The organism is Streptacidiphilus jeojiense, assembly GCF_000719095.1.
Taxonomy (GTDB): Bacteria; Actinomycetota; Actinomycetes; order Streptomycetales; family Streptomycetaceae; genus Streptacidiphilus; species Streptacidiphilus jeojiensis.
Genome location: NZ_JOEH01000029.1, coordinates 1 through 25,591 on the forward strand (window position 1 = coordinate 1; position 25,591 = coordinate 25,591).

A 25,591-nucleotide genomic window follows, 5' to 3' on the forward strand; every position below is an offset into this window, starting at 1 on the left:
ACTCATCCACGCCCTCCAGGACATCCACGCCGCCACCCAACCCCACCAAGAGGCCTACACCGCCTACCAACAGGCCTACAGCCCCTGGGACGACGGCAAGGCCACCACCCGCGTCATCGACGCCCTCCTGGAAGACCAGGGCTAGGACAAGGGCTGATACCTGGATCCGCCTCCGGGGTGGGACGCTGGTGTCCTGCTCCGGAGGGGAGGCGGCATGGATGTCGTCGTCATGGCGGTCTTGGCGCTGTCGCTGTCGCAGTGGCCGGTGTTCTCGCTGCTGCACCGGCGCCGGCTGCGGGCCTACCGGACGCTGGTGGAGCAGGCCCTGGCCGTGTCCGCGCAGGAGCGCCGGGTCTCGGCCGAGGAGCGGGAGCTGTTCCAGCAGACGATCAGCCGGCTGGAGGCCGTCCATGCGGACGGCCTCGCCGCCATCGAGGCGAAGTGGCTCGGGCACGCCCAGGCGATCGACGACGGCTACCGCGAGAGCGTGCAGCGGCTGCGGGTCACCCAGGCCGCCGCGCTGCTGAAGCTGCAACAGCGACTGCCCGCACCGCCGACGCTGCGGCTGCACGGCGAGCAGCGGCCCTGAGCCGACAGCCGCTGCGCTGTCAGCCCCAGAGTGCCTGGGCCAGGTCCCGGAATCCGGGGTCGGGCGACTCCCCCTCCCTGGTCAGCAGTTGCACGGCGACCTCGTCGGCGCCCGCGTCCAGGTGCGCACGCAGTCCCTGGGCCACCTGCTCGGGGGTGCCGTGCACGGCCAGTGCGTCGATCAGCGCGTCGCTGCCTCCGTCGGCCAGGTCGGCGTCGCTCCAGCCGAGGCGGCGCAGGCTCGCGGTGTAGTTGACGAGGTGTAGGTAGGGGGACTCGACCCGGGGGCGGCCGATCGCCCGGGCCCGCTCCGGGTCCGAATCCAGCACCACCTTCTGCTCGGGGGCGAGCAGTGCGTCCTTGCCCATGATCTCCCGTGCCTGCCGGGTGTGCCCCGGGGTGACCAGGTAGGGGTGCGCGCCCCCGGCCCGGTCCGCGGCCAGCTTCAGCACCCGCGGGCCGAGCGCGGCCAGCACCCGTCGGTCCTGCGGGACCCCCTCGGCGTCCAGCACGTCCAGGTAGGCGACCAGCGCCTCGTAGGGCTGGGTGTAGCGGTCGGTGTGCTCGCGGTGGCCGGCGCCGATTCCGAGCAGGAACCGTCCGGGGTGGCGCTCCTCCAGCCGCCGGAAGGAGGCGGCGACCTTGTGGGCGTCGTCCTGCCAGATGTTGACGATTCCGGTGGCCAGGCCGATGGTTGTGGTCGCGTCCAGGAGCCGTTCGGCCGAGTCGAGGCTGCCGTCGGGCGATCCGCCGATCCAGATGCGCCCGTAACCCAGGCGTTCCAGCTCGACTGCCCGCTCCGGCGTCAGCCCGTTGGCGTGCCGCCACACGCCGACCGTGCCCCGTGCCACGCCTGCCGCTGTGCTCATGTCCCGCTCCTGTCGCCTGTTCCGATCCGGTGTCCGGCTTCTGGCGACAACCGCTGCCCGCACGGTCCCTGTTCCCGCGGATCGACTGTTTACGTCGTACGGGTGGACTCCCCCAGGTCCGTCGGAAAGCCGAAGGCCGGGACCAGCCCCGGATCCCCGAAGGAGACCACCCCGATGATGCCGTCGGCGCGGACCGTGAGCACCGCGACTCCGTAGGCCCGGTGCACCCCGTCCCCGTCGCGGCGGTAACCGACGGCGGCGGGCTGCCCGTTGGCGCTGGTCGGGAGCATCCGCCAGTCGCCGGGGACACCCAGGATCTGCCTGCCGAGGAAGGGCACGCAGGTGCTGCGTCCGGCGAACCAGGTCCGCAACGGCGTCGCCTCCAGCGTGGCCTCCTGGCAGAGGAGCTTCTCCAGCAGCAGGGTGTCGGCATTCTCGAATGCCGCGATGTACTGGTCGAGCAGCGCACGGGCCGCCGGTTCGGCGACCTCGGCGACCGACTCGGCCGCCACGTCCGACTGCCGCAGCCGGGCCCGCGCGCGTTGCAGCGTGCTCTTGACCGCCTCGGTGGTGGTGCCGAGCATCTCGGCGACCTCGGCCGCGGGGAAGGCCAGCACGTCCCGCAGGATCAGCACCGCCCGCTGCCTGCCGGGCAGGTACTGCCAGCTGGCGACCAGTGCCAGCCGTAGCGACTCCCGCTCGATGACGATGCTCTCGGGATCGTCCGGGCCGGGCGCCACCAGCCCGTCGGGAAGCGGCTGCAGCCATGCGGTGCCCGGCTCCCCCGGCTGCGGGACAGTGTCCGGATCGGGCTCCGCAGCTCCGAGGCCGGACGGCAGGACCCGCCGGCTGTGGTGCTCCAACGCCGTCAGGCAGGCGTTGGTGGCGATGCGGTAGAGCCAGGTGCGCACCGACGACCGGTGCTCGAACGCGGCATAGCCGCGCCAGGCACGGACGTAGGTCTCCTGCACCAGGTCCTCGGCGTCCTGGACCGACCCGAGCAGGCGGTAGCAGTGCGCCAGCAGCTCGCGCCGGAACGGCTCCGTCTCCCTGACGAATGTCGCATCGCCCGGCAATGCGGCTCCCTTCTCAGCAGCATCCGATGGATCATCAGCGTCCCACGGTCGAACCGCGATCCGGCCTCACACCGTGCGGCCCAGGAACGCCGCCAGCCGGTCGGCCGGGGCGGCATCGGCGGGAGCGGTCCGCTCGGGTCCGAACGGGGCTGCGCCGTCCGGTCCACGATAAGCCTCGGTGATCGTCTTCTGGGTCGTGGCGAGCAGTTCCTCCGCGAGTCCCGGATCCAGGTCGGTGGGCAGCCCGATCGCCCGGGCCAGGTCCCATCCGTGCGTGAACTGGTCCGCCTCGGCCATGCCCAGCACCTCGGCGCCGGAGAACTCGCCGAACGCAAGACGTACCGTCAGGTCGAGGATTCCGTCGGTCCCGAAGGCGGCGAGTGCGGCCCGGGCGCAGTCGTCGTAGCTCGCCAGGAAGTCGCCGGCGGCGAAGTCCACGTCGGCGCTCTCGACCCCGAGGCCGATGGACGCCGTCGCCCAGTGGGCCGAGCCGATGACATGGTTGATCACGGCCCTCACGTCCCATGAACTGCACGGCGTCGGGTCGCCCAGCTGATCGGGGCGGATCTGGGCCAGAACGGATCGGGTACTGGCAAAGGCCCGGTCGAGTCGGTGGGTGTCAGGGTTCATGGGGTCGCCTCCGTCGGTTGTGGCTGGTGGGTTCCGTCCACATCTATGGAGACTCGCCGCGACCGGCAAAGGAATCGGGTTCCGGTGACGACGTCTGCTGCCGGCCGGAACGCGGACCGGAGGGGCCTCCGCCTGCCCCGGGCGGAGGCCCCTGCTCTCAGGCCGGGACCGCGACCAGGAAGTACTCGCGGCCCCCGGTGTCCCGTACCCGCAGCGGTGTGCCCGGGAGGGAGCTGAAGACCGCCGCGGCGACCTGGTCCGGGTCGTCCTGGGAGCTGAGCGCCGGGCGCAGCGCGGCCCGGACCGCCGCCCTGGTCTCCGCGGACAGCGGGCGGGACCGCTTGGTGTCCCGGACCAGCTGGGCGAGTCCGGCCATCTGGATGTCCGACAGGTCCGCGGTCAGGCCCAGGGCGACGGCCCTGGCGGCTATGGTTGCCGTCAGCGCGGACCGGTTGAACGCGTGGCACACCTCGCTGGGGGTGTTGGGCGGCAGGAAGTGACGGGCGGTGCCGATGTCGGTCTTCAACGTGGCCTCCGTGATGGCTGAAGCGGCTTCTTCGCTCTCCATTGTCGCGCGAGGCACTGACAATCCGGCCTGGTCACAGCCCGGGTGACGGCCCGTCGGCGGCCCCCGGACGGGGGTCGGGAAGCCCCGCCCGGGAACGGGTCCTCTAGGGTGCAGGCATGATCACGCAGAACTATCTCTCCCGGCTGTTCTCGCTGGAGGGCAGCACCGCGCTGGTGACCGGTGGCAGTTCCGGCATCGGCCGGGCCGTGGCCGGTGCGCTGGCGCGGGCCGGCGCGTCCGTGGTGGTCGTCGCGCGCGGGGAGGCCGCGCTGGCGGCCACCGTCGAGGAACTGGTGGCGGACGGCTGCCGTGCCGCCTGGGTCAGTGCCGACCTGGGCACCCGCGAGGGCGTCCGGTCGGCGGCCGAGGAGGCGGTCCGGGCGTTCGGGGAGCCCGACATCCTGGTCAACTGCGCCGGGGTCAACCTGCGGCCGCCGATGGACGAGCTCGGCGAGGACGTGTGGGCCACCACGATGGCGGTGAACCTGGAGGCGCCGTTCCTGCTGGGTCAGCGGTTCGGGCCCGGGATGGCCCGGCGCGGCTTCGGCCGGATCATCCACGTCACCTCGCAGCAGGCCCATCGGGCCTTCGTGCAGAGCGGCGCCTACGGCGTCTCCAAGGGCGGCCTGGAGTCGCTGGCCCGCTCCCAGGCCGAGGCCTGGTCGCCGTCCGGGGTCACCTGCAACACCCTGGTGCCGGGGTTCGTGATGACCCCGCTGAACGCACGGCTGGCCGACGACCCGGAGAAGGTCGCGGCCCTGGCCGCCCGCACCATGACCGGGCGCAACGGTCTGGCCGAGGACTTCGAGGGCGCGGCGGTGTTCCTGGCGAGCCGCGCCTCGGCCTATGTCACCGGCCAGTCGGTCTTCGTGGACGGCGGGCTGTCGGTGCACTGAACCAGTGGCGCTACCGCGCCGACGCGTTCACCGTGCCGGAGTCGCTTCCGCCGCTGGTCCCGGTCCCGGAGAAGGCCCCGGAGACCAGTCCGAGCACCAGGAACACCGCCACCAGCAGCTTGGCGCCGCCGGACAGCAGCAGCGGCCGGGTGGCCGAGCGGGACTGCGGCATCAGCCGGGAGTCGTCCCCGAACAGGCCCTTGGGGTAGGCGGCGGTGAGCATGGTGACATAGGCGCTGAAACGCATGGCGTAGCGCGCGGTGGCCGCGGTGGCGCCGAAGACCGGCTCCGGCATCCGGCCCAGGACCAGGGTCACCAGCCAGATCAGGATGCTGACGGCGTAGAAGCCGGAGGTGACCAGGCCGCTCACCACGGCGCCGGGGATGAGCAGCACGATCCGGAACAGCACCGCCAGCCGGTTCAGCTCGCCCGGATGCAGTTCGACCTGGACCGGGTGCTCCGGGGCGGTGAAGGCGAACGGCGGATAGCGGTCCACCAGCAGCATGCCGTACGCGTACACCCGGGTCTGGTAGACCAGGAAGCCGGACAGGAACGCGGCGATCGGCTGGGGCAGCCGGCCCAGCAGCAGGGCCGCGAACCAGCCGACCACCATCGCGACGAAGCCGGCGATGCCGAGGAGGAACAGCACCACGTACTGCGGGACCAGCAGCAGCAACCGCAGCAGCACGGTCCAGCGGCGCTGCCGGCCCGGGCCGGGGAGATCCAGCTCCGGCAGGACCTCGCCGGACACCCCGGGGACCGGGGGTCCCGCCCAGCCGTAGTCAGCCATGGCCCGCTCCTTGGTCCTCGCCGGGAATCCGTCACACCAGCGTCCCCCGGTCGGGCCCCGCGCACCCGCGGCGGGGCCCGTTCGGCCCACAAGCACCGCTCATCTGCTGGGAACGGCCAGCAGCAGGGCGAAGCGCGCGGCCCGGTCGGTCCACCAGCGGCGGACCGTGAAGCCCGCGGCGGCCAGTTCCGCGGTGAGGGTCTCCCGGCGGAACTTGGTCGAGATCTCGGTGCGCAGGCTCTCCCCCGCGGCGAAGGTCACCGACAGGTCCACCGCCGGGATCTTGACGCGCTGTTCGCTGCGGGAGACCAGGTGCATCTCGATCCGCTCCGCGTCGGCGTTCCACACCGCGCGGTGCTCGAAGGCGTCCGGGTCGAAGTCGGCGTCCAGTTCCCGGTTGAGCACCTGCAGCACGTTCTTGTCGAACGCCTCGGTGACGCCCTGGCTGTCGTCGTAGGCCGCCACCAGCACCGCCGGGTCCTTCACCAGGTCCGCTCCGAGCAGCAGCACGTCGTCGGCGCTGAGGGCGCGGCGCAGCAGTGCGTAGAAGTCGGTGCGCTGGGCCGGGTCGAGGTTGCCGATGGTGCTGCCGAGGAAGGCGAGCAGCCGCGGTCCGGGTTCGTCGTGCAGTGCCAGGTCGTGTTCGAAGTCGGTGACGGCCGCGGTGACCCGCAGCGCCGGGTAGTCCCGGCACAGCGCCTCGCCCGCCTCCAGCAGGGCGGAGGCGCTGACGTCCAGCGGGGTGTAGCGCTGCAGGGTGCCCTGCGCGGTCAGCGCGTCCAGCAGCAGCCGGGTCTTGCGCGAGGAGCCCGAGCCCAGTTCGACCAGCGAGCCGGCCCGGGTGGTGGCGGCGATCTCGGGGGCCCGCTGGGCCAGGATCTCCTGCTCGGCCCGGGTGGGGTAGTACTCGGGCAGCTCGGTTATCTGCTCGAAGAGCTTGCTGCCGGGCTCGTCGTAGAACCACTTCGGCGGAAGCGTCTTCGGCTGTGCGGACAGGCCCTGCCGCGCGTCGGCGCGCAGGGTGCTGGCGAAGTAGTCCGAGGGCAGTCGCTGTTCGATGCTGAAGCGGTCGTTCACGGGCTTGTCCTTGCTGTGAGGGTGGCGCTGTGCAAAGTGGCGCCGCACGGGGCGCAGCGGATAGCTGCGCACCGCGTCCGGGGAGGCCAGGAGGAGGGTGTGGTCGGGGACTTCCTTCCATCCGGAGTGGTCGTCGTGGGGTTCGGAGGCGACCAGGACGTGGTCGTCGGCCCGCCGGTACCAGAGCGTGTCGCCCCAGCGGGTGGCCGCGACGGTGCGGCCGTCGGTGAGCAGCAGGTTCAGCCGGGCCGACGGGCGGGCCTGGGCGACCCGGCGGACCAGGCCGGCCAGGGTCAGCCCCGGGGGCTCGCCCTGGCGCAGCCGTCGCGCCGCCATCGCCCACAGCAGCGCCGAGTCGCTGCGGGCCTCCAGGGACAGCAGGTCGGCGCTGTCCAGGCCGGTGCCGGCGGTGGGCAGCCTGGTCCAGTCGGGGACCGCGCCGTTGTGGCTGAACAGCCAGCGGCCCTCACGGAAGGGGGCCGCGGCGGACTCGTCCTGGGTGGTTCCGGCGGTGGCCGAGCGGACGGCGGCGAGGAAGCAGTGGCTGCGGACGGCGCGGGCCAGGTCGGGCAGGTTGGCGTCGGCCCAGATCGGCACCGCGCGCCGGTGCCGGAAGCAGTCGTCCTCCCCGGTGGCGCCCGGGTCGTCCGGGCCCGGGTACCAGCCGATGCCGTAGCCGTCGGCGTTGACGGTGCCGTGCCGTTGCAGCCGTGGCGCCCAGGACTGCCGGTACAGGCTGTGCTCGGGCTCCAGCAGTACCGTGGCCAGCGCCGTCCGGGCGCCCAGGTAGGCCAGGTGACGGCACATCAGCCCAGCTCCACGGCGTCGGTGGGCGGGGCGTCGGCGTCACGGGCGGTGCGGAAGCCGGAGAAGATCTGCCGCCGGATCGGGTAGTCCCAGTTGCGGAAGGTGCCCCGGCAGGCCACCGGGTCCACCGCGAACGAGCCGCCGCGCAGCACCTTGTAGTCCGGGCCGAAGAAGACCTCGGAGTACTCCTTGTAGGGGAAGGCGGTGAAGCCGGGGTAGGGCTCGAAGTCGCTGGCGGTCCACTCCCAGACGTCCCCGATCAGCTGCCGGGCGCCGCTGGGGGCGCTGCCGCGCGGGTAGCTCCCGGCGGGGGCCGGCTGCAGGTGGCGCTGGCCGAGGTTGGCGTGGTCGGCGGTGGGGTCCTGGTCGCCCCAGGGGTAGCGCCGGGAGCGGCCGGTGGCCGGGTCCAGCCGCGCCGCCTTCTCCCACTCGGCCTCGGTGGGCAGTCGGCGCCCGGCCCAGCGGGCGTAGGCGTGGGCCTCGTACCAGCAGACGTGGACCACCGGCTCGTCCGCGGGGACTGGCTCGGTGCGGCCGAAGCGGCGGCGCAGCCAGGTGTCGCCGTCGCGCTGCCAGAACAGCGGCGCGGTCAGTCCGGCCTGTTCCCGGTGGCGCAGTCCGGCCGGGGTCCACCAGCGCGGGTCGGTGTAGCCGCCGTCGGCGATGAACTCCTGGTAGGCGGCGTTGGTGACGGGCGCGCTGTCCAGCCAGTAGCCGGGCAGGTCGACGGTGTGCGCCGGGCGCTCGTTGTCCAGGGCCCAGGGTTCGGTGCTGGTCCCCATGGTGAAGGGACCGGCCGGGATCAGGACCTCGGCGGGCAGGGCGGCCGCGTCGGCGGGGGCGGGAGGGGGTGCGGGGGCGTCCAGGACGGCGGGGCCCTGGCGCAGCTGGTGGGTGGCGAGCATGGTCTCGTCGTGCTGCTGCTCGTGCTGGGCGATCATGCCGAAGACGAAGCCGCCGGCCAGCAGCGGGGGCCCGTCCGGATCGAGGTCCGCGCCGTCGAGGACGTCCAGGGCCTGTGCGCGGACCTGGCGCAGGTACGCGCGGGCGGGCTCGGGGGCGAGCAGCGGCAGTGCGGGCCGGTCGGCCCGCGGGTGCTGGAAGGCGTCGTAGAGCGGGTCCAGGTCCGGGCGGATCGCGGGCCGGCCGCCGGCGTCGCGCACCAGCCACAGCTCCTCCTGGTTGCCGATGTGGGCCAGGTCCCAGACCAGCGGCGACATCAGCGGGGAGTGCTGGGCCTTGAGGCCGTCCTCGTCCAGGCAGTCGGTCAGGCCCAGGGTGCGGCGGCGCGCGGTCTCCAGGGCGGCCGCGATCCGGGCCCGCAGGTCGGACGCCACCTGGTCGGCCGCTCGCTGGTCGGCCACTCGCTGGTCGGAGGTGTCGTGCTGGTTCATCCGCGGATCCCTTCCAGGAGGTCGTCTGCGGGACATCGGCCCCGCTCGGCGTAGCGCTGGGCGAACCGCGCCACCGTGGCGCGCAGGTCGGCGGGGACCCCGGAGTCGGCCATCGCGGCGTCCGCCGCGCCGAAGCAGGCCCGGACGGCCTTGCCGATCACCGGGTCGGCCGGTCCGAGCCGGGCGGCCAGGCTCCACTGCTCCGCCGAGGGCACCGCCGCGCCGTTGGGGCACAGCGGCTCGGTGGCCTCCCAGGCGGCAGCGGCCGCCACCGGGTCGTCGATCAGGGTCGCGGCGAGGGCGGCGGCCACCGTCCAGTCGTCGCCGCGCTGGGTGTCGATCATGCGCAGTTCCAGCCAGCCGCGCGGGCGCACCGGCGGGAACAGCGTGGTCAGGTGGTAGTCGAGGTCGTCCAGGGCGGGCGGCCGCTCCCCGTCCGCGCCGCGGGTCCAGTCGCGGAAGGTCAGCCCGGGCGGGGCGTTCCAGTCGTCGGGTTCCGGGCGCCGCAGGCACAGCAGCGGGGCGTCCAGGGCGTAGTCGGCCCAGGCGGCCCGGGGGTCGCCGTCGTCCTCGCTGTGGGTGACCGGTGCGGTGCGGGGCGGGTCCATCCGCTCCCACACGGCCCGCCGGGTGGACCGCCAGCCGGTCGGCCGTCCGCGCCACAGCGGGGAGTTGGCGAAGGCGGCGACCAGTACCGGGCCGAGCCGGTGCACCAGTTCCCAGCGGAAGCGGTACCCGGAGGGGCCGCCGGTGTCGTCGCCGGCGTCCAGATTGACCTGCACTGCGGCCGTGGCGCGCATCATCATCCGGCCGGAGGGTCCGACCCGGTCCAGATAGGCCTCCATGGCCCGGTACCGGGGGTGTTGCGCGATCCGGGGCGGGTCCAGGTGCGGTTCCAGTCCGTCACCGGCGAGGACCAGTCCCTCGGCGGCCAGGGCTACGGCCAGGACCTCGGCGTCGGTGCGCAGCGCCCGCACGCAGGCGGCCAGGGTGGTGGCGGGGAGGGAGCTGAGCTCGACCTGCCCTCCGGGCTCACGGGTGAGCCTGCTGCCGTGCGGCAGCGCGCCCGGCTGCGCCAGCGGCGCCAGGGCCGCCTCCAACCGTTCCGGGCGGACCGGTCGCCGGCCGTCCGCGCCGTCGTGCACCAGCCATTCCAGCTCCAGGCCGGTGCGCCTGGGCGGGCCGGTCTTGAAACAGACCCCGTAGACGTGCTCGCGGGCTTCGCTCTCCACCAGGCGGTGTCCCATGACTCCGCTCCTCTCGTCCTCGCTCGCCCTACCCCCGGGCCGGACCCGGTACGCCTGGGGGGCCTGCTCGCGGTGGGAATGGCCGATACGGAACCGCTCCGGTGACTCCCGGGACCTGATTCCCGGGACTCTGACCAGTGAGGACCGCGCCGCCTCCGGCCGCAACTCGGGACGTCACCGGGAGTGTCCGGTGCTGCACGGCGCGCGGTCGGGAGCGCCGGGCGCGGCCAGGTGGTGCGGGAGGTGGTCGGGCGGTGCGGGAGGTGGTCGGATGGCGCCGGCGGCTCAGCCGAGGGATGCGGCGCGGTAGAGCGCCTCGACGTCCTGGCCGAAACCCGGCGAGTAGGACAGGTCGGCGGTGAGGCCGCCGGCCTGGTAGCCGCCGATGGCGCCGACCACGGTGCCCCGGCCGTCCGGGCCGACCGCGGCCAGCAGCGGACTGCCGCTGGTGCCGCCGGTCATCCCCCGGCAGGGGAACTGCGCCTGGTCCAAGCCGAAGCCGATCAGCCGGTTCGCGCAGATCACCGGGCGCTCGCCGGTGCGCGGATAGCCGACCGCCTCGACCGGGCCGTGCCAGTGCGGCTCGAAGGCGACCCCCTCGGCTCCCACCGCCTGCTCCACCGGCTTGCCGCCGTTCAGCGGACGGGTCGTCAGGAAGGCCACGTCGAAGTCGGGGTCCCCGCCGCGCCACCAGCGCGGATCAGCCACCACCCGGGTCACCGCCCAGGTCCCGAACGGGCGCCGGCCCTCGTGGTAGCCGGGCACGAACAGCAGCGAGTCCCCCGACCGGGCGGCCTCCTCCGCGGAGGCCCGGCCCGGGGCCACCACGCAGTGGGCCGCGGTGACCAGGACGTTCCGGCCGGGGCTGTCCACCACCGCCGCGGTGCAGAAGTGCTCGGTGGGACGGCCGTCCACGGTCGCGAAGACCGCTCCCACCTGGGGAACCACCTTGGCCGGCCGGACGCTCGGCGCAGCGGCGCTGTCCTTGGAGCCGGCGCCGTCCGCGCCGTCCGCGCTGGGCGGCAGGGCGGGCACCGCGCCGGGGAGGATCCCCACCGACAGCGCGGCCGCCGCCGGGTGCCCGGGTCCGGCGCTCTGCGACGCGGCGTCAGGCGAGGCGTGCCACACCATCAGCGCCAGTGCCACGCCGGCCCACAGCAGGCCGGATCGCGGCGACAGACGGTTCGTCATATCTCCGCATCCTGGCCTGGTCCGGAGTACCCGACCAACGGGGACCGGCATCCGGGTGACCGGCTGCGGATGGGCGGTCGCGCCGGTGCTGACGCCGGATCAGCGGGGCCGGACCCGGCCCTTCCCCGCCGACCCCCAGACCAGGATGTGGGGGGCGACGGGCGGGCGGAGGGGAACCGCGAGCGGCCTCCCCGGAAGACGGTAGCGTGCCGCGCCCGGATTTGGAAAGCGCTTTCCCGCCCTTTCGGCAGTCCCCACTGTGGCCTTTGGGCCCGGTCGGCTCGGGCAGTTCGACCGATGTCCGCACCCCTGGGCCTGCCTACCGTGGAAGGGCGGGAGCAACCGCCCCCGGACCGCCCGACCCGCCGATGGGAGCCGTCACCATGAGCAGCGCCGCGGACATGTCCCTGCCCAGCCGCACCCGCGCCGCGTCGCAGGCGCGGATGGCGCTGACCGCTGTGGCGGCCGGGCACGAGCTGGTGGACGACGGCAGGCTGCTGATGACCGAGGCGGTGGCCAACGCCGTCGAGCACACCGACGGCGACGATGTGCGCATCCTGATCCGGCACGACGAGCGCTCCGGCGTGCTGGTCTGCGCGGTGCGCGACAACGGCGCCGCGCTGGGCGCCGACGGCGGGGACAACCGCGACCGCGCGGCCGCCCACGACTGCGAGCGGGACGACGCCTCGGCGGCGGCCCTGTCCGAGAGCGGCCGCGGCCTGCAACTGATCGAGGAACTCAGCGCGCAGTGGGGGTGCGAGGTGGACGCCACCGGCAAGTGGATCTGGTTCGCCCTGGTCCCCGGAGCAGCGGACCCCGACGCCTGACCTCTGACCGCGGTGCGCGGCCGCAGTGCCCGACCGCGGCGCCCTCCACGGTCGGAGCAAGTCCCGCGGCAGGACTGCTGACGGCCGGTCAGCCCGCAGGTACCGGCCCGGATCCCGGACGGGCGGCGACCATCCGCGTGAACGGTGCCCGGATCCCGAGATGCGGGGGCTCGGTGCGGAGTGTCTCGTCGTGTCTGCGGGCCGCGGATTCCGACGGCCCGTCGGACCGCCGACGAGGACGGCCCGCACCCCCCGTTCATGGAGGACTCCATGCGCACTGCGCGCACCCTGGCCGTCTGTGCCCTCACCGCCGCCGCCCTCGCCCTTCCGACCGCTGCCTCCTTCGCGGCGGGCAACGAAGGCCAGATCGAGGCCAACCCGAGCAGGGTCAGGCCCGGCGGCACGGTGACCCTGAGCACCGCCGAGACCACCTGCCCCAAGGACAGCAGCATCCGGGTCTCCGAGCAGAACAAGGGCTGGTCGGCCACCCTGACCAAGGGCACCATGTCCCTGGTGGGCACCCTGAGGGTCCCGTCCACCGCCAAGGCCGGCACCTACACCGTGGTCGGCAGCTGCCCCACCGGCGGCCTCATCGTCGCCGGTGAGTTCACCGTCGTCGGCACCGCCGTGCCCACCGGTTCGGTCAGCACCGGCCTGGGCGGCGGCTCCAGCGACGGGAACACCGCCGAGATCGCCGGCGGCGCCGCGCTGGCCGCCATGGCCCTGGGCGGCGCCGTGTACCTGCGCCGCCGCGCCGCCGCCCAGCGCGGCTGAGGCACCGGCCCGGCACGCACAGCGCAGAGCGCGCCCGGGAGGCAGCCGTCCCCGATCGGGGACGGCTGCCTCCCCTGCCCCGACGGACCCGCGACCGGTCGCCCCACCTGCGAAGAGAGCGCCTCAGCATGACCTCGAAGCGTGTGCGCAACAACCGGGTCGTGGCCCTGGTCGCGGCAGCGGCCCTGGGCACCGGGGCATGGCTGCTGTACGACGGCAGCACCACCGTCGAGCGCCCGCCGCAGCCCTCCGCGGCCGACGCCTTCGACGCACCCATACCCTCGCCTTCACCGACCGACGGCACCGGTGCACGCCCCAAGGTCCCCGCGCGGGCGAAGGTGCGTCCGCTGGCGGCCTCCGTCCCGGTCCGGGTCAAGATCCCCGCGATCGGCGTCGACGCGCCGGTGACCCTGCTCGGCCTGGACTCCGCCGGCCACCTGCAGGTGCCGGACGACACCGACCGCAACCTGGCCGGCTGGTACCGCAACGGGCCGGCCCCGGGCACCGTCGGCAACGCGATCATCGACGGCCATGTCGACACCCTCCAGGGCCCCGCGGTGTTCTACCTGCTGGGCTCGCTGCACAAGGGCGCCACCGTGGAGGTCGACCTCAGGGACCGGCGGGCGGCCGTCTTCACCGTCGACGCGATCGAGGTCTACCCCAAGGACGCGTTCCCCTCCAAGCGCGTCTACGGCCCCACCCGCGACCCCGAGCTGCGCGTGATCACCTGCGGCGGCGGCTACAGCAGGGCCTCCGGCTACCTGGGCAACGTGGTGCTGTACGCCCATCTGACCGCCACCCGGGGATCTGAGAAGTCGTCAGTCCGGGACCCGTCGCGGTTCCTTGAGTTCAGAACCTGAAGGTTGCGGAAACCGGCCCAGACCTTGACCGGGCCACCTCAGGCGGGTTCAATCGCAGACGGGAGCAGGCATCTGACCAGCCATCAGAGAGCCTGTCAGGAGCGGATCTCAGCCTACAGCCAGCCGTTCCGCAGGCAATCAGTCCGGCTCCCACGCCCCGGGACTACGGCCCCCTGTGGAAGGGCTGTGTTCACGTTGCGAAGCCTTCCGGGTCGCCCACAGCTCCTGTCCCTCCGCCCGGCCCTGCCCGGCTGACGACTCACCCCGCTCGCGCGCGGGCGCTGCTCACCCCACCCCGCTTTGGAGGCATCGTGCGCACGTTCCGGAGACCAGCCAGAAAACAGACGTCCTGCCTGGTGACCCTGGCCCTGGTGGCCGGCGGTTCCGGCCTCCTGGGGGTGGTCGCCCCGGCCGCCGACGCCAGGACCGTCTCGCCGTCGGCGACCCCCGCGGCCGCTCCCGCCGCATGTCCCTGGGTGCACTCCAGCGCGCCGATCCCGCAGCGGGTCAGCCAGCTCCTGGCGAAGATGACCACCGCTCAGAAGGTGACCCTGGCCACCGGGGCCACCGGCTCCAGCTACGTCGGCTTCACCCCGGCCATCGGCTCGCTGTGCATACCGGCGATGAACCTGGAGGACGGGCCGGCCGGGGTCGCCGACGGCATGACCGGCGTCACCCAGCTCCCGGCCCCGGTCAATGTCGCCTCGACCTGGGACACCGCGGCCGAGCAGACCTACGGCAGGGCCATCGGCTCGGAGGAGGCGGCCAAGGGCACCACCGTCGACCTCGGCCCGACCATCAACATCACCCGCGACCCGCGCTGGGGGCGGGCCTTCGAGGCGATGGGCGAGGACCCGTACCTCAACGGCCAGCTCGGCGCCGCCGACATCCGCGGGGTGCAGTCCACCGGAGTGATGGCGCAGGTCAAGCACCTGGCCGTGTACAACCAGGAGACCAACCGCAACACGCCCTCCGACAACGCGGTGATCAGCAACCGCACCATGCAGGAGATCTACCTGCCCGCGTTCCAGGACTCGGTGCAGCAGGGCGCGGCCTCCTCGGTGATGTGCTCCTACAGCACGATCAACGGCACCTACGCCTGCCAGAACCCGTACCTGCTCAGCACCGTGCTGCGCCAGCAGTTCGGCTTCACCGGCTTCGTCACCTCGGACTGGGGCGCCACCCACGCCACCGCCGCCTCCGCCAACGCCGGCCTGAACCAGGACATGCCCGGCAACGACGGCTACTACGGCAGCGCCCTGCAGAGCGCGGTGGCCAACGGCTCAGTCAGCCTGGCCACGCTGAACTCGCTGACGTCGAGCATCCTGACCGAGATGTTCGCCTTCGGCCAGTTCGACAAGGCCCCGACCGGCTCACCGGCGCAGACCGCCACCAGCACCGCGAACCAGAGCACCGCCGTCCAACTCGCCGAGGAGGGCACGGTGCTGCTGAAGAACAGCGGCAGCCTGCTCCCGCTGGGATCGGCCATCCGGTCGCTGGCGGTGATCGGCGCCGACGCCTCGACCGCCGTGCAGAGCGCCGGCGGCGGCAGCGCGGCCGTCAACTCCAGCGGCACCGTCACCCCGCTCCAGGGGATCACCTCGCGGGCCGCCGGCAGCGGCGTCACCGTCAGCTACAACGACGGCTCCTCCAGCAGCTCGGCCGCCTCGCTCGCCGCCTCCGCGGGTGCCGCGGTCGTCTTCGTCAGCGACTTCGAGAGCGAAGGCAGCGACCTGAGCGGCATCGACCTGCCCAGCGCCGAGAACTCGCTGATCTCCGCCGTGGCCGCGGCCAACCCCAACACCGTCGTGGTGCTCAACACCGGCTCCGCGGTGACCATGCCCTGGATCGGCTCGGTCAAGGGTGTGCTGGAGGGCTGGTACCCGGGCCAGGGCGACGGTACCGCCGTCGCCGCGCTGCTGTTCGGCGACGCGAACCCGTCCGGCCACCTGCCGGTGACCTTCCCGACGTCGCTGTCCCAGGTGCCGGCCCACACCACGGCGCAGTGGCCGGGCAGCAACGGCACCGTGCAGTACTCCGAGGGCGTGGACGTGGGCTACCGCTACTACGACGCCAACGGCCTGACCCCGCTGTTCCCCTTCGGCTTCGGCCTGTCCTACACCAGCTTCGGCTTCAGCAACCTGCACGTCGGCACGCTGTCGGCGGGCGGCGCCGCCACGGTGACCGCGACCGTCACCAACACCGGCTCGCGGGAGGGCGCCGACGTCGCCCAGCTGTACGTCACCCAGCCCACGGCGTCCGGCGAACCGCCGAAGCAGCTCCAGGGGTTCGCCCGGGTCGACCTCCAGCCCGGTGCCAGTCAGACCGTCAGCTTCCCGCTGACGCAGCAGAGCCTGCAGTACTACAACGCCACCTCCAACGCCTGGGCCACCAGCACCGGCAGCTACGGCATCTCGGTCGGCGACTCGGACGCCAACCTGCCGTTGACCGGGACGCTGTCCGTCACCTCGGCCCAGCTGGGCCAGCCGCTGACGGTCACCAGCCCCGGCTCGCAGGAGGGCCTGGCCGGCTCGCCGGTGTCGGTCCAGCTGGCGGCGCACGACACCACCGCCGCGCAGACCCCCTCCTTCAGCGCGACCGGACTGCCGGCGGGCACCTCGATCTCCGCCGCCGGGCTCATCAGCGGCACACCGACCGCCGCGGGTACTTCCACCGTCACCGTCACCGCCCAGGACGGCGCCGGCGCTCTCGCGTCGACCACCTTCCTGTGGACCGTGGTGCCGGCCGACGCGACCGCGGCCACTCCCCTGGTCGGCGTCGGTGGCCTCTGCCTCGACGTGGCCGGTGACAGCAACACCGACGGCTCCAAGGTCGAGGTCTACACCTGCAACGGCACCAACGGCCAGGAATGGAGCGAGGCTTCCAACAGCACGGTCCAGGCGGCCGGCAAGTGCCTGGACGTGCAGTCGGCCGGCACCGCCGACGGCACCCTGGTCGACCTCTACACCTGCAACGGGACCGGCGCCCAGGTCTGGCAGCCGCAGACCGACGGCGCACTGCTCAACCCGGCCTCCGGCAAGTGCCTGACCGACCCGAACTCCTCCACCACCAACGGCACCCAGGTCACCATCTCCACCTGCACCGGCGCCGCGAACCAGTCCTGGACCTCCCCGGCGGCCACCTCCGGCGGTTCCGGCTCCACCGGCCAGGTGACCGGCTACGCGGGGCTCTGCCTCGACGTGGCGGGGGCCAGTACCGTGGACAAGACCAAGGTGGACGTCTACACCTGCAACGGCACCGCCGCCCAGCAGTGGACCGTGTCGGGCGGAACGCTGCAGGCGCTGGGCAAGTGCCTGGACGTCAACGCGGCCGGCACCGCCAACGGCACCCTGGTCGACCTCTACACCTGCAACGGCACCGGGGCACAGGTCTGGCAGCCCCAGACGAACGGGACACTGCTCAACCCGAACTCCGGCAAGTGCCTGGACGACACCGGATCCTCCACCACGCCCGGCACCCAGGTGCAGATCTGGACCTGCACCGGAGCGGCCAACCAGTCCTGGACGCTGCCCCAGAGCTGAGCCTCCCGACCCGGAAACCAAGACCGCCCCTGGCCGGTGACCCCACGTCACCGGCCAGGGGCCTCTCCTGCCACGTCTGTCGGCGCCGACACGAAGGAAACTGCCCGCCTGCGCGTCCCGGCGCCGCGTACGCTGCCGCTGTGGACCACCCCGGTCACTGACTCCGGTCGCTGACCCCGGCGGGTGATCACCATCGACAGACAACGTCCCATCAGGAGGTCGCTCCATGTCCCGCGTTCGGGTCCACAACTTCTCCGTCTCCCTCGACGGCTTCGGCACCGGCGAGGGGCAGAGCCTGGAGGCGCCGTTCGGCCACGCGGGCCAACGGCTGCACGAATGGTTCTTCGCCACCCAGACGTTCCAACAGATGCACGGTCAGGGCTCCGGGGACACCGGGGTCGACAACGCCATCGCCGGCACCTGGGGTGACGGCATCGGCGCGGAGATCATGGGGCGCAACAAGTTCGGTCCGCAGCGCGGCCCCTGGGAGAACCACGAGTGGAACGGCTGGTGGGGCCCCGACCCGGTGTTCCACACCCCGGTGTTCGTACTGACCCACCACCCGCGCCCGTCCGTGGAGATGGAGGGCGGCACCGTCTTCCACTTCATCGACGCCACCCCGCAGGAGGCACTGCGCCAGGCCCGTGAGGCCGCGGGCGGCCTGGACGTGCGCATCGGCGGCGGACCGAGCACGGTCCGCGAATTCCTGGCCGCCGACCTGGTCGACCACCTCCACGTCACGATCGTCCCGATCGTCCTGGGCCGGGGCATCCGACTGTGGGACGGCCTCGAAGACCTCGAACAGCGGTTCGACAAGGTCGAGTCCGTGACCACCCCCAGCGGTGTCACCCACCTGACCTTCGCCAGGCCGTAGCCGCTTGACGGCCCGACACCTCTCCGGTCAGACCTGGGCGATCAGGGCATACCGTTCGTCATGCACCGGACCTCCCCACAGATCCGCGTCCCCACTCAACGGTTCGACCCGCAGATCGGCGACGAACGGCCGCACGGCCGCCGCAAGGTCGTCGGCGCCCACCCCGCCGTTCCACGGCAACGACTCCGCCCCGGCCACATACGGCGCACCGCTCCGCCCGGACTCGCGCCACCGGCCCTCGACCAGCACCAGCCGGCCGCCGGGGCGAAGCCGGGTCACCCACTGCCGCAGCGCGGCCTCGGGGTCGGGCAGGGTCCACACCAGGTGGCGCGACAGCACGACATCGAACGACTGGTCACCGGTCGGCGGCACAGCCGCGTCACCCACCAGGAACCGGCCGCGCAGACCGGCGGCCGCCAGCTTCCGCCCGGCCTGCTCGACCATCCTCGGCGCCAGGTCCACACCGGTCACCCGATGCCCGGCCTGCGCCAGCAGCAGGGCCAGCGAGCCGGTTCCGCACCCGACATCAAGTACGTCCAGCGGGCCGGACGGCACCCACGCCTCCAGCAGCCGGCCCCACGCGGCGCGCGTGCCCTCCGCCCTCAGCCCGTGGTCGGGCTCCTCGTCGAAGGACGACGCGGCAGCGTCCCAGTAGTTGGCGATGGCAGCCTGTCGATCAGTCATGGTCCGCATCCTCGCAGCCGCCACTGACAGGTCCGCTGCGTCCGCGCCGGGACCGTCAGGGGACCGGCACGTCGGCCTGTGGGGGTGCCGGGGCGGCCAGACGGAAGGGGACGTCGATGACGGTGACCTCGGGGGCGAACAGCAGACGGGCCTTGAGGCGCAGGGCGTTCTGGTTGTGCAGGGGCTGTTCCCACCAGTGGTCGACCACGTACTCCGGGATGACCACGGAGACCATCGCGGTCGGATCGGCCGCCGTCTCCTGGCGGATCCGGGCCAGTACCGGGCCGACCACCTCGCGGTAGGGCGAGTGCAGGATCTCCAGCGCCACATCGGGCACGTGCTGGTCCCACTGCGTGCGCAGGGCCTCGGCGTCGGCGGCGTCGGCGGCCACGCTCATGGCGGTGACGCTGGTGGGGTGCAGCGCCTGGGCCACGCCCAGGGCCTTCAGCGTGGGCGCGTGCACGGACGAGACCAGGACCAGCACATGGTTGCGCGGGGGGACGTGCGGCCGGGCCCCGTCCGGGACCGCGACGATCTTCGCGACCTGGTCGTAGTGGCGGCGCACCCCCTTCATCCCGGCGAAGAGCAGCGGCATGGCGATGATCACCAGCCAGGCGCCGTGGGTGAACTTGGTGATCAGCACGATCACCAGCACCAGCGCGGTCAGGGTCGCGCCCACCGCGTTGATCGCCTGGGACCTGCGCATCCGGCGGCGCGGGGCCGGTTCGGACTCGGTGGCCAGGGCGGTGCGCCAGTGCCGCACCATGCCGGCCTGGGAGAGGGTGAAGGAGACGAAGACACCGATGATGTAGAGCTGGATGATCCGGGTGAGCTGGGCGTCGAAGGCCACGATCAGGCCGATGGCGGCCAGTGCCAGCAGCACCACGCCGTTGGAGTAGACCAGGCGGTCACCGCGGTTGTGCAGTTGGCGGGGGGCGTAGCGGTCCCGGGCCAGGATCGAGGCGAGCATCGGGAAGCCGTTGAAGGCGGTGTTGGCGGCCAGGATCAGCACTCCGGCGGTGAACGTCTGCACCAGGTAGAACAGCAGGTTCGCGTCGCCGAAGGTGGCCCGGGCGATCTGGGCCAGTGCGGTGGGCATGGCGGTGCCCGGCGCCAGGCCCAACTCGGTTGGGTCGGCCGCGACATGGACCCGGTAGGCCATGGCCAGCACGGTGATGCCGACGAACATGGTGACCGAGAACAGGCCCATCACCGCCAGGGTGGTGGCCGCGTTGCGGGCCTTCGGCTCCTGGAACGCCGGGACCCCGTTGCTGATGGCCTCGACGCCGGTCAGCGCCGTGCAGCCGGAGGCGAACGCGCGCATGGCCAACAGCACCAGGGCCAGTCCGGTGAAGGAGCCGGTGGCGTGGATCGGCAGCGTCGCCGATTCGGCGCGGATGGTGGCGCCCCAGGCGAGTCGGACCGCCGCGTAGCCGAACATCAGGTAGATCGCGGCGATGAAGCCGTAGGTGGGGATGGCGAACAGGCGTCCGGACTCGCGTACCCCGCGCAGGTTGAGCAGGGTCAGCACGGTCACGAAGACCACCGAGAGCAGGACCTGGTAGCGGTCCAGCGCCGGGACGGCCGAGGTGATCGCGGCCACGCCGGAGACCACCGAGACCGCCACCGTCAGCACGTAGTCCACCAGCAGCGCGCTGGCCGCGGTCAGCGCCGCGGTGGGTCCCAGGTTCTCCGCGCTGACCACGTAGGCGCCGCCGCCGCCCGGATAGGCGTGGCAGGTCTGCCGGTAGGAGGCGATCACCACCACCAGCAGCAGCACGATCGCCGCGGCGGCGTACCAGGCGAGGTGCAGCAGGGCGACCCCGCCGAGCGCCAGGATCAGCAGGATCTCCTCGGTCGCGTAGGCCACCGAGGAGAGCGGGTCGCTGCAGAAGATGGGCAGCGCCAGCCGTTTGGGGAGCAGTGTCTCCCCCAGCCGGGCGCTGTCCAGCGGGGTCCCGAACAGCAGGCGCTTGGGACCGTTCCAGACACTCATTTCGCCAAAGCTAGGTCATATGCGGGGAAATCATCGCGCGCCACACTGCGCCCCGCGGGCTTCCCCGGCGGCGCGGGCTCAGGGCACGGCGACGGTGTCGCCCTCGTGGAGTCCTGCGGTGATCTGCGTCAGCTGGTCCACGGTGATGCCGGTGGCCACCGGGGCCGGGCGGGAGTGGCAGTGGCCGGGGCGGTCCGCGGACGGGCAGGTCAGCAGCATGACGTGGGCGACGGCGCCGTCGGAGTGCACCGCCTCGGCGGGCACCGCCAGCACCCCCGGGCGTGCCTCCAGGGTGATGGTGACGGTGGCCGGCATGCCGGGCAGGGCGCCGGGCGGCGGGTCGGGGACGACCAGGTCGAGCGGGTACCGCGCTACTCCGGACGCCCACGGGCCGGGCAGCGGCTGGGCGGGGGCGGACGGCGCCGGGACGGTGGCGCTCAGCGGCAGGGTGGCCACCGCCGTGGTCACCTGCGAGGTGGTGTCCTGCACCGCGACCTCGGCGGACTGGCCGGGCCGCAGGCGTCCGCGCACCTCGCCGCCCACCTGGGTGTGCACCTCCAGTGCCCAGGTCCGCAGCACCAGGACCGGGGTGTGGCAGTCGGGGCTGCCGCCGACCGCGGTGCCGACCTGCTCGACCACGCCGTCCGCGGGCGCGGTGATGGTGGCGTCGGCGAGAGTGCGTTGCAGCGCCGCCACCCGCTGCTGGCCCTGGGCGACCCGGTCCAGGTCCGGCCCGAGCTGCGCCTGCGCGGCAGCGGCTGCGGCGGCCGCGGCCGCTGCCGAGGGGTCGCTGCTGTCGGAACCGCCGGTGGCCGTGGCGGCGTTGCGGTGGTCCTGGAGCAGGGACTGGGACTCGGCGAGGTCCTGTTCGGCGGCGTCCAGGGCCTGCTGGACGGCCGTGGTGTCGGCGCGGGCCAGCAGCTGGCCCTTCGTCACCGCCTGGCCCGGGACGGCCTGCAGTTCGGCGACCGGGCCCAGCCCTGGCGTCGGGAGCGGTCCGGTCGTGCAGACGCCGGCGTCGGCCGCGCCGCCGGCGGGTACCGCGGTGCCCGCGCCGAAGTACATCCGCCAGGTGACCGCCGCCCGGAGCACCCCGGCCAGTTGGGCGGTGGACCGCAGATCCACCTGGTGCACCCGGAAGGCCCGGACCGACACGCCCTGGCCGGCCGTGGGCACGGCGAGGGCGGCGACTCCGGCCACCACCAGTGCTCCGGCACCGACCAGGCACCGGTTCAGGCCTCGCCGCACGGCACACCCCTTCGCAGCCCGGTCGGCCCGTGCGGTAGCTCCATGCCACAAAGCATGACAAATCGTATTTATAGACTCAACTACCGCCCCCGGTGCGCCGCCCGAAATCCATCCCGCTCGCAGGCCCGTACGCACCGGCGCCCCCGGGTGCTGAACCCGGGGGCGCCGTTTGCCGGGGAGAAGAGTTCCCGGCAGGTGACTGAGCTGAATGCCGCTCAGACTCCAGCGTGTGACCGCCGGTGGCGCTGCGCAACGCCACTGGGCCGGACGGGTGACGCCGACCGCTCAGTCGGGGCTGCATCCCGGGGCCGACCAGACGTCGGGGTCGCCCCCGCGCCATTCCACGATCGTGGGGTCCAGTTCGAACCACTCGGCCAGGCCGGCCATCTTCAGCAGTTGGTCCACATCGGACCTGGTCTCGGCGATGGCGATGACATGGCGGCCGATCTGTACGCGGCGCCCGGAACCGTCCGGGCCCTGCCCGTAGCCCCAGACGATGACCAGCGGATCGGGATTCTCCATGAGCCAAGGCTGCTCGATCCGCCCGCGGCCCGCCCGTCGGGACCGCCACCGGGCCATACCGCAGAGCCGGGGAAGAACTCCAGCTCAGCGGTCCGACCACCGCCCGTTCGGCCCAATCCTGGGTGACCGGCGCACCGGATTCGTCGTTGATCCGGCATGCCCGAGCCTCGCTGGTCCCGAGTGACCCTCTCCGAGCTGCCTCAGCAGTGGGCCGCACCCGCGGCGGCGCCCGCGGCACCGCCCGAGCAGGAACGCCCGGCCTCCCGGCCGCAGGACGAACCGATCTACTCGCAGCTCGCGGCCGAATGGCGCGGCAACGGCCGGACCCTGCCGGGGCTGCAGGACCGGGAGTGGGCCGAGCTGGTCGCCCGCCGGACCTGGCGCTGAAACCGGCGGCGCTCCGCAGGGTCTGGCAGCACCCGGCACACCCGGACCGGCAGGTCGGTCGGAGACCTTGACATGTCCAGTTGACGATGCGTCAATTCCAACAGCGACCAACATTTTCCGCCCAATACGATCAGCAGTCTGCGGTGGGTCCGGCTCCCCCCGGGCCTGTGCCGTCCTGCCCTCGGGGCCGTGTTGGTCGCCTCCCACCTGCAGAGAGGTGATCGCAGTGACCAAGGCGCGGCGTTGGGGACCAGGGCTTCCGACCGTACTCGGGGTGGTGACGCTGCTGTTGATCGCGATGGGTTTTGGGCCGACTGCACCAAAGGCGAACGCCGCCACCTCGACCACCATATCGGTCAGCGGGACCAGCGCGGGGAAGACCTTCGACGGGATCGGGGCGATCAGCGGCGGCGGGGGCAACACCCGGCTGCTCACCGACTACCCCGCGGCCCAGCAGCAGCAGATCCTGAACTACCTGTTCAAGCCGGGCTACGGCGCCGACCTGCAGATCCTCAAGGTGGAGATCGGCGGCGACACCAACTCCACCGACGGCTCCGAGTCCAGCCACATGCACACCGCCTCGGCCGTCGACTGCGGCACCGGCTACGAGTGGTGGCTGATGGAGCAGGCCAAGGCGCTCAATCCGTCCATCAAGCTCTACGGTCTCGCCTGGGGCGCGCCGGGCTGGATCGGCGGCGGCAGCTTCTGGTCCACCGACACCATCAACTACCTGGTGAACTGGCTGGGTTGCGCCAAGTCGCACGGCCTGACCATCGACTACCTCGGCGGCTGGAACGAACGCGGCTACAACATCGCCTGGTACGAGCAGCTGCGCTCCACCCTGAACGCCGACGGGTACTCGGCGATCCAGATCGTCGGCGCCGACAGCGACTGGAGCGTGGCCACCGACGTCGCCTCCAACTCCGCCTTCGCCGCCGCCGTCTCCATCATCGGGGTGCACTACCCCTGCGCGGGCGGTGACGGCGGGTCCGCCAACACCTGCACCGGCAACTCCACCGCGACCGGCACCGGCAAGCCGCTGTGGGCCAGCGAGAACGGTTCGCAGGACCTCAACTCGGGTGCCGCAGCGCTGATCCGGTCGATCACCCGCGGCTATCTGGACGGCGGCCTGACCGCCTACATCAACTGGCCGGTGGTCGCCGCGGTCTACCCGAACCTGCCCTATGACACGGACGGGCTGGTCCAGGCCTCGCAGCCGTCCTCCGGCGCCTACATCGTCGGCAAGAGCCTGTGGGCCACCGCCCAGGTCACCCAGTTCACCGCACCCGGCTGGCAGTTCCTGAACACCGGCTCGGGCTACCTCGGCGGCAGCGAGTCCAACGGCAGCTACGTGTCGCTGAAGTCGACCAGCGGCGGCAACTACTCCACGGTCATCGAGACCACCACCGCCACCGCCGCGCAGACCGTCAACGTCAATGTCACCGGGGGCCTTTCCACCGGCACCGTCCACGTCTGGGCCACCAACCTGAACGCCTCGGCCGCTTCCGGCGGCATGGTGCAGCAGAGCGACATCACCCCCTCGGGCGGCTCCTACTCGCTGACCGTGCAGCCCGGCTACATCTACACCCTGACCACCACCACCGGGCAGGGCAAGGGCACCGCGGCGAGCCCGGCACAGGGCGCGCTGGCGCTGCCGTACTCCGACACCTTCGACAGCGACACCACCGACCAGCAGCCGCGCTACCTGTCGCAGATGCAGGGCGCCTTCGAGGTGGAGCCCTGCACCGGCCGCACCGGCAGCTGCGTGACCCAGCAGGCGCTGGTCAAGCCGATCGAGTGGGACGGCGACTCCAACCCCTACACCATCGGCGGCAGCCTGGGCTGGACCAACTACACCGTCGCCGCCGACACCCTGATCAAAACGGCCGGATCGGTGCAGCTGCTGGGACGGGTCGGCACCCAGCACAGCTTCGGGCCGGCCGGGATCAACGAGTACTACCTGCAGCTCAGCAACACCGGCGCCTGGTCGATCGTGCGCAACACCACCGCCGGCACGCTCACCACGCTGGCCTCCGGCACGGTGACCGCACCGGGGCTCGGCACCTGGCACCATCTGGCGCTGACCCTCAACGGCAGCAGCATCAGCGCGGCCATCGACGGCACCACGGTGGGCAGCGCCACCGACGGCACCTTCGTCGCCGGCATGGTCGGTCTGGGCACCAGCGGCTACCAGGGCGACCAGTTCGACAACCTGACGGTCACCGCGATCGGCACCACGCCGGCCGCCCGTCCGATCGTGGCCGTCGACAACTCCGCCAAGTGCGTCGACGACAACAGCAACTCCAGCGCCAACGGCACCAAGGTGGAGATGTGGGACTGCAACGGGACCGCCGCCCAGAACTGGACGGTCGGCACCGACGGCACCATCCGCATCAACGGCTCCTGCATGGACATCACCGGCGCCGGCACCACCGACGGGACCCTGGTGGAGCTGTGGACCTGCAACGGCGGCTCCAACCAGCAGTGGCAGCAGCAGGGCAACGCCCTGGTCAACCCGGCGACGGGCAAGTGCCTGGACGACACCGCGGCCAACACCGCCAACGGCACCCAACTGGAGATCTGGACCTGCAACGGCGGCTCCAACCAGCAGTGGGTGGAGACCTCGCAGTGATCGCCCACTGATCGCCACCTGATCGTGAGGGCCCCTGCGGCCGCCGCCGCAGGGGTCCTCGCACGTCTCGCCACCGCATCGGCGTTCGCCCGTACGGGTGGACTCCGCGGGC

At 72.7% G+C, this 25,591-nt stretch carries 22 protein-coding genes and 1 pseudogene; 9 read left to right on the forward strand and 14 right to left on the reverse strand.

Annotated features, from left to right (window positions below):
* Window positions 1–214: 214 nt before the first annotated feature.
* Window positions 215–589 carry a hypothetical protein gene (locus IF29_RS44025; protein ID WP_051726311.1) on the forward strand — a complete coding sequence of 125 codons (375 nt, stop codon included), beginning with the start codon at window positions 215–217 and terminating at the stop codon, window positions 587–589.
* Between the two features lie 19 nt (window positions 590–608).
* Here the strand turns inward: IF29_RS44025 and IF29_RS0132510 are convergent, their stop codons facing one another.
* The 4 genes from IF29_RS0132510 to IF29_RS0132525 form a co-directional block, all read right to left on the reverse strand.
* Window positions 609–1,457 (reverse strand): LLM class F420-dependent oxidoreductase, encoded by an 849-nt coding sequence (locus IF29_RS0132510; protein WP_030262541.1) that lies wholly within the window; start codon window positions 1,455–1,457, stop codon window positions 609–611.
* Between the two features lie 89 nt (window positions 1,458–1,546).
* Window positions 1,547–2,593 (reverse strand): sigma-70 family RNA polymerase sigma factor, encoded by a 1,047-nt coding sequence (locus tag IF29_RS0132515; protein WP_084715332.1) that lies wholly within the window; start codon window positions 2,591–2,593, stop codon window positions 1,547–1,549.
* 6 nt (window positions 2,594–2,599) lie between these two features.
* Window positions 2,600–3,163, reverse strand: a complete 564-nt coding sequence (locus IF29_RS0132520) for a TIGR03086 family metal-binding protein (RefSeq protein ID WP_030262549.1) — start codon at window positions 3,161–3,163, stop codon at window positions 2,600–2,602.
* Between the two features lie 157 nt (window positions 3,164–3,320).
* The gene (locus IF29_RS0132525) at window positions 3,321–3,689 is read right to left on the reverse strand and encodes a hypothetical protein (protein ID WP_030262553.1); all 369 of its coding nucleotides are present in this window, start codon (window positions 3,687–3,689) and stop codon (window positions 3,321–3,323) included.
* A gap of 158 nt (window positions 3,690–3,847) precedes the next feature.
* Here IF29_RS0132525 and IF29_RS0132530 point away from each other — a divergent pair, with 158 nt between their 5' ends.
* Entirely contained in the window at window positions 3,848–4,627 is a 780-nt protein-coding gene (locus IF29_RS0132530; RefSeq protein ID WP_030262554.1) for an SDR family NAD(P)-dependent oxidoreductase, read from the forward strand.
* A 10-nt stretch (window positions 4,628–4,637) separates the two neighbouring features.
* On the opposite strand, the gene IF29_RS0132535 is transcribed toward IF29_RS0132530, so the two are convergent.
* The 6 genes and pseudogenes from IF29_RS0132535 to IF29_RS0132555 form a co-directional block, all read right to left on the reverse strand.
* Window positions 4,638–5,417, reverse strand: a complete 780-nt coding sequence (locus IF29_RS0132535; protein WP_051726312.1) for a DUF4389 domain-containing protein — start codon at window positions 5,415–5,417, stop codon at window positions 4,638–4,640.
* 99 nt (window positions 5,418–5,516) lie between these two features.
* Window positions 5,517–6,494: an L-histidine N(alpha)-methyltransferase gene (egtD, locus tag IF29_RS48085; protein ID WP_030262561.1), complete on the reverse strand. Its 978-nt coding sequence runs from the start codon at window positions 6,492–6,494 to the stop codon at window positions 5,517–5,519.
* Window positions 6,495–6,611: 117 nt separating this feature from the next.
* Window positions 6,612–7,301, reverse strand: a pseudogene (egtC, locus tag IF29_RS48090) (ergothioneine biosynthesis protein EgtC); the annotation flags it as partial.
* Window positions 7,301–8,695: an ergothioneine biosynthesis protein EgtB gene (gene egtB / locus IF29_RS0132545; RefSeq protein ID WP_084715334.1), complete on the reverse strand. Its 1,395-nt coding sequence runs from the start codon at window positions 8,693–8,695 to the stop codon at window positions 7,301–7,303. The gene egtB and the pseudogene egtC, both read right to left, overlap by 1 nt.
* Window positions 8,692–9,942, reverse strand: coding sequence for an ergothioneine biosynthesis glutamate--cysteine ligase EgtA (gene egtA / locus IF29_RS0132550; protein ID WP_030262566.1), 1,251 nt, complete (start codon window positions 9,940–9,942; stop codon window positions 8,692–8,694). Before egtA ends, egtB begins: the two co-directional genes overlap by 4 nt.
* A gap of 285 nt (window positions 9,943–10,227) precedes the next feature.
* Complete coding sequence (locus IF29_RS0132555; protein WP_051726313.1) at window positions 10,228–11,133, reverse strand: trypsin-like serine peptidase; 906 nt, start codon at window positions 11,131–11,133, stop codon at window positions 10,228–10,230.
* 383 nt (window positions 11,134–11,516) lie between these two features.
* Here IF29_RS0132555 and IF29_RS0132560 point away from each other — a divergent pair, with 383 nt between their 5' ends.
* The 5 genes from IF29_RS0132560 to IF29_RS0132580 all read left to right on the forward strand — a co-directional run bounded on the left by IF29_RS0132560 (window position 11,517) and on the right by IF29_RS0132580 (window position 18,010).
* Window positions 11,517–11,960: an ATP-binding protein gene (locus IF29_RS0132560; RefSeq protein WP_198037611.1), complete on the forward strand. Its 444-nt coding sequence runs from the start codon at window positions 11,517–11,519 to the stop codon at window positions 11,958–11,960.
* A gap of 270 nt (window positions 11,961–12,230) precedes the next feature.
* The gene (locus IF29_RS0132565) at window positions 12,231–12,734 is read left to right on the forward strand and encodes a hypothetical protein (RefSeq protein ID WP_157624035.1); all 504 of its coding nucleotides are present in this window, start codon (window positions 12,231–12,233) and stop codon (window positions 12,732–12,734) included.
* A 128-nt stretch (window positions 12,735–12,862) separates the two neighbouring features.
* Complete coding sequence (locus IF29_RS0132570) at window positions 12,863–13,594, forward strand: class F sortase (protein WP_051726315.1); 732 nt, start codon at window positions 12,863–12,865, stop codon at window positions 13,592–13,594.
* A gap of 356 nt (window positions 13,595–13,950) precedes the next feature.
* Complete coding sequence (locus tag IF29_RS44030) at window positions 13,951–17,136, forward strand: glycoside hydrolase family 3 C-terminal domain-containing protein (RefSeq protein WP_051726316.1); 3,186 nt, start codon at window positions 13,951–13,953, stop codon at window positions 17,134–17,136.
* A 226-nt stretch (window positions 17,137–17,362) separates the two neighbouring features.
* The gene (locus IF29_RS0132580; RefSeq protein ID WP_030262583.1) at window positions 17,363–18,010 is read left to right on the forward strand and encodes a dihydrofolate reductase family protein; all 648 of its coding nucleotides are present in this window, start codon (window positions 17,363–17,365) and stop codon (window positions 18,008–18,010) included.
* A gap of 27 nt (window positions 18,011–18,037) precedes the next feature.
* Here the strand turns inward: IF29_RS0132580 and IF29_RS0132585 are convergent, their stop codons facing one another.
* From IF29_RS0132585 to IF29_RS0132600, 4 genes are all read right to left on the reverse strand, one after another.
* On the reverse strand, window positions 18,038–18,694 hold the full coding sequence (locus IF29_RS0132585; protein ID WP_030262586.1) for a class I SAM-dependent methyltransferase: 657 nt from the start codon (window positions 18,692–18,694) through the stop codon (window positions 18,038–18,040).
* Between the two features lie 55 nt (window positions 18,695–18,749).
* Window positions 18,750–20,690 (reverse strand): APC family permease, encoded by a 1,941-nt coding sequence (locus IF29_RS0132590; RefSeq protein WP_037597444.1) that lies wholly within the window; start codon window positions 20,688–20,690, stop codon window positions 18,750–18,752.
* 78 nt (window positions 20,691–20,768) lie between these two features.
* A complete protein-coding gene (locus IF29_RS0132595; protein ID WP_157624036.1) occupies window positions 20,769–21,938 on the reverse strand; it encodes an efflux RND transporter periplasmic adaptor subunit in 1,170 nt (389 codons plus the stop codon).
* 285 nt (window positions 21,939–22,223) lie between these two features.
* A complete protein-coding gene (locus IF29_RS0132600; protein ID WP_030262594.1) occupies window positions 22,224–22,460 on the reverse strand; it encodes a hypothetical protein in 237 nt (78 codons plus the stop codon).
* Window positions 22,461–22,616: 156 nt separating this feature from the next.
* On the opposite strand from IF29_RS0132600, the gene IF29_RS0132605 reads away from it, so the two are divergent.
* Window positions 22,617–22,847, forward strand: coding sequence for a hypothetical protein (locus IF29_RS0132605; RefSeq protein WP_157624037.1), 231 nt, complete (start codon window positions 22,617–22,619; stop codon window positions 22,845–22,847).
* A gap of 277 nt (window positions 22,848–23,124) precedes the next feature.
* A complete protein-coding gene (locus IF29_RS0132610; protein WP_232242692.1) occupies window positions 23,125–25,479 on the forward strand; it encodes a ricin-type beta-trefoil lectin domain protein in 2,355 nt (784 codons plus the stop codon).
* The last annotated feature ends 112 nt before the right edge of the window (window positions 25,480–25,591 follow it).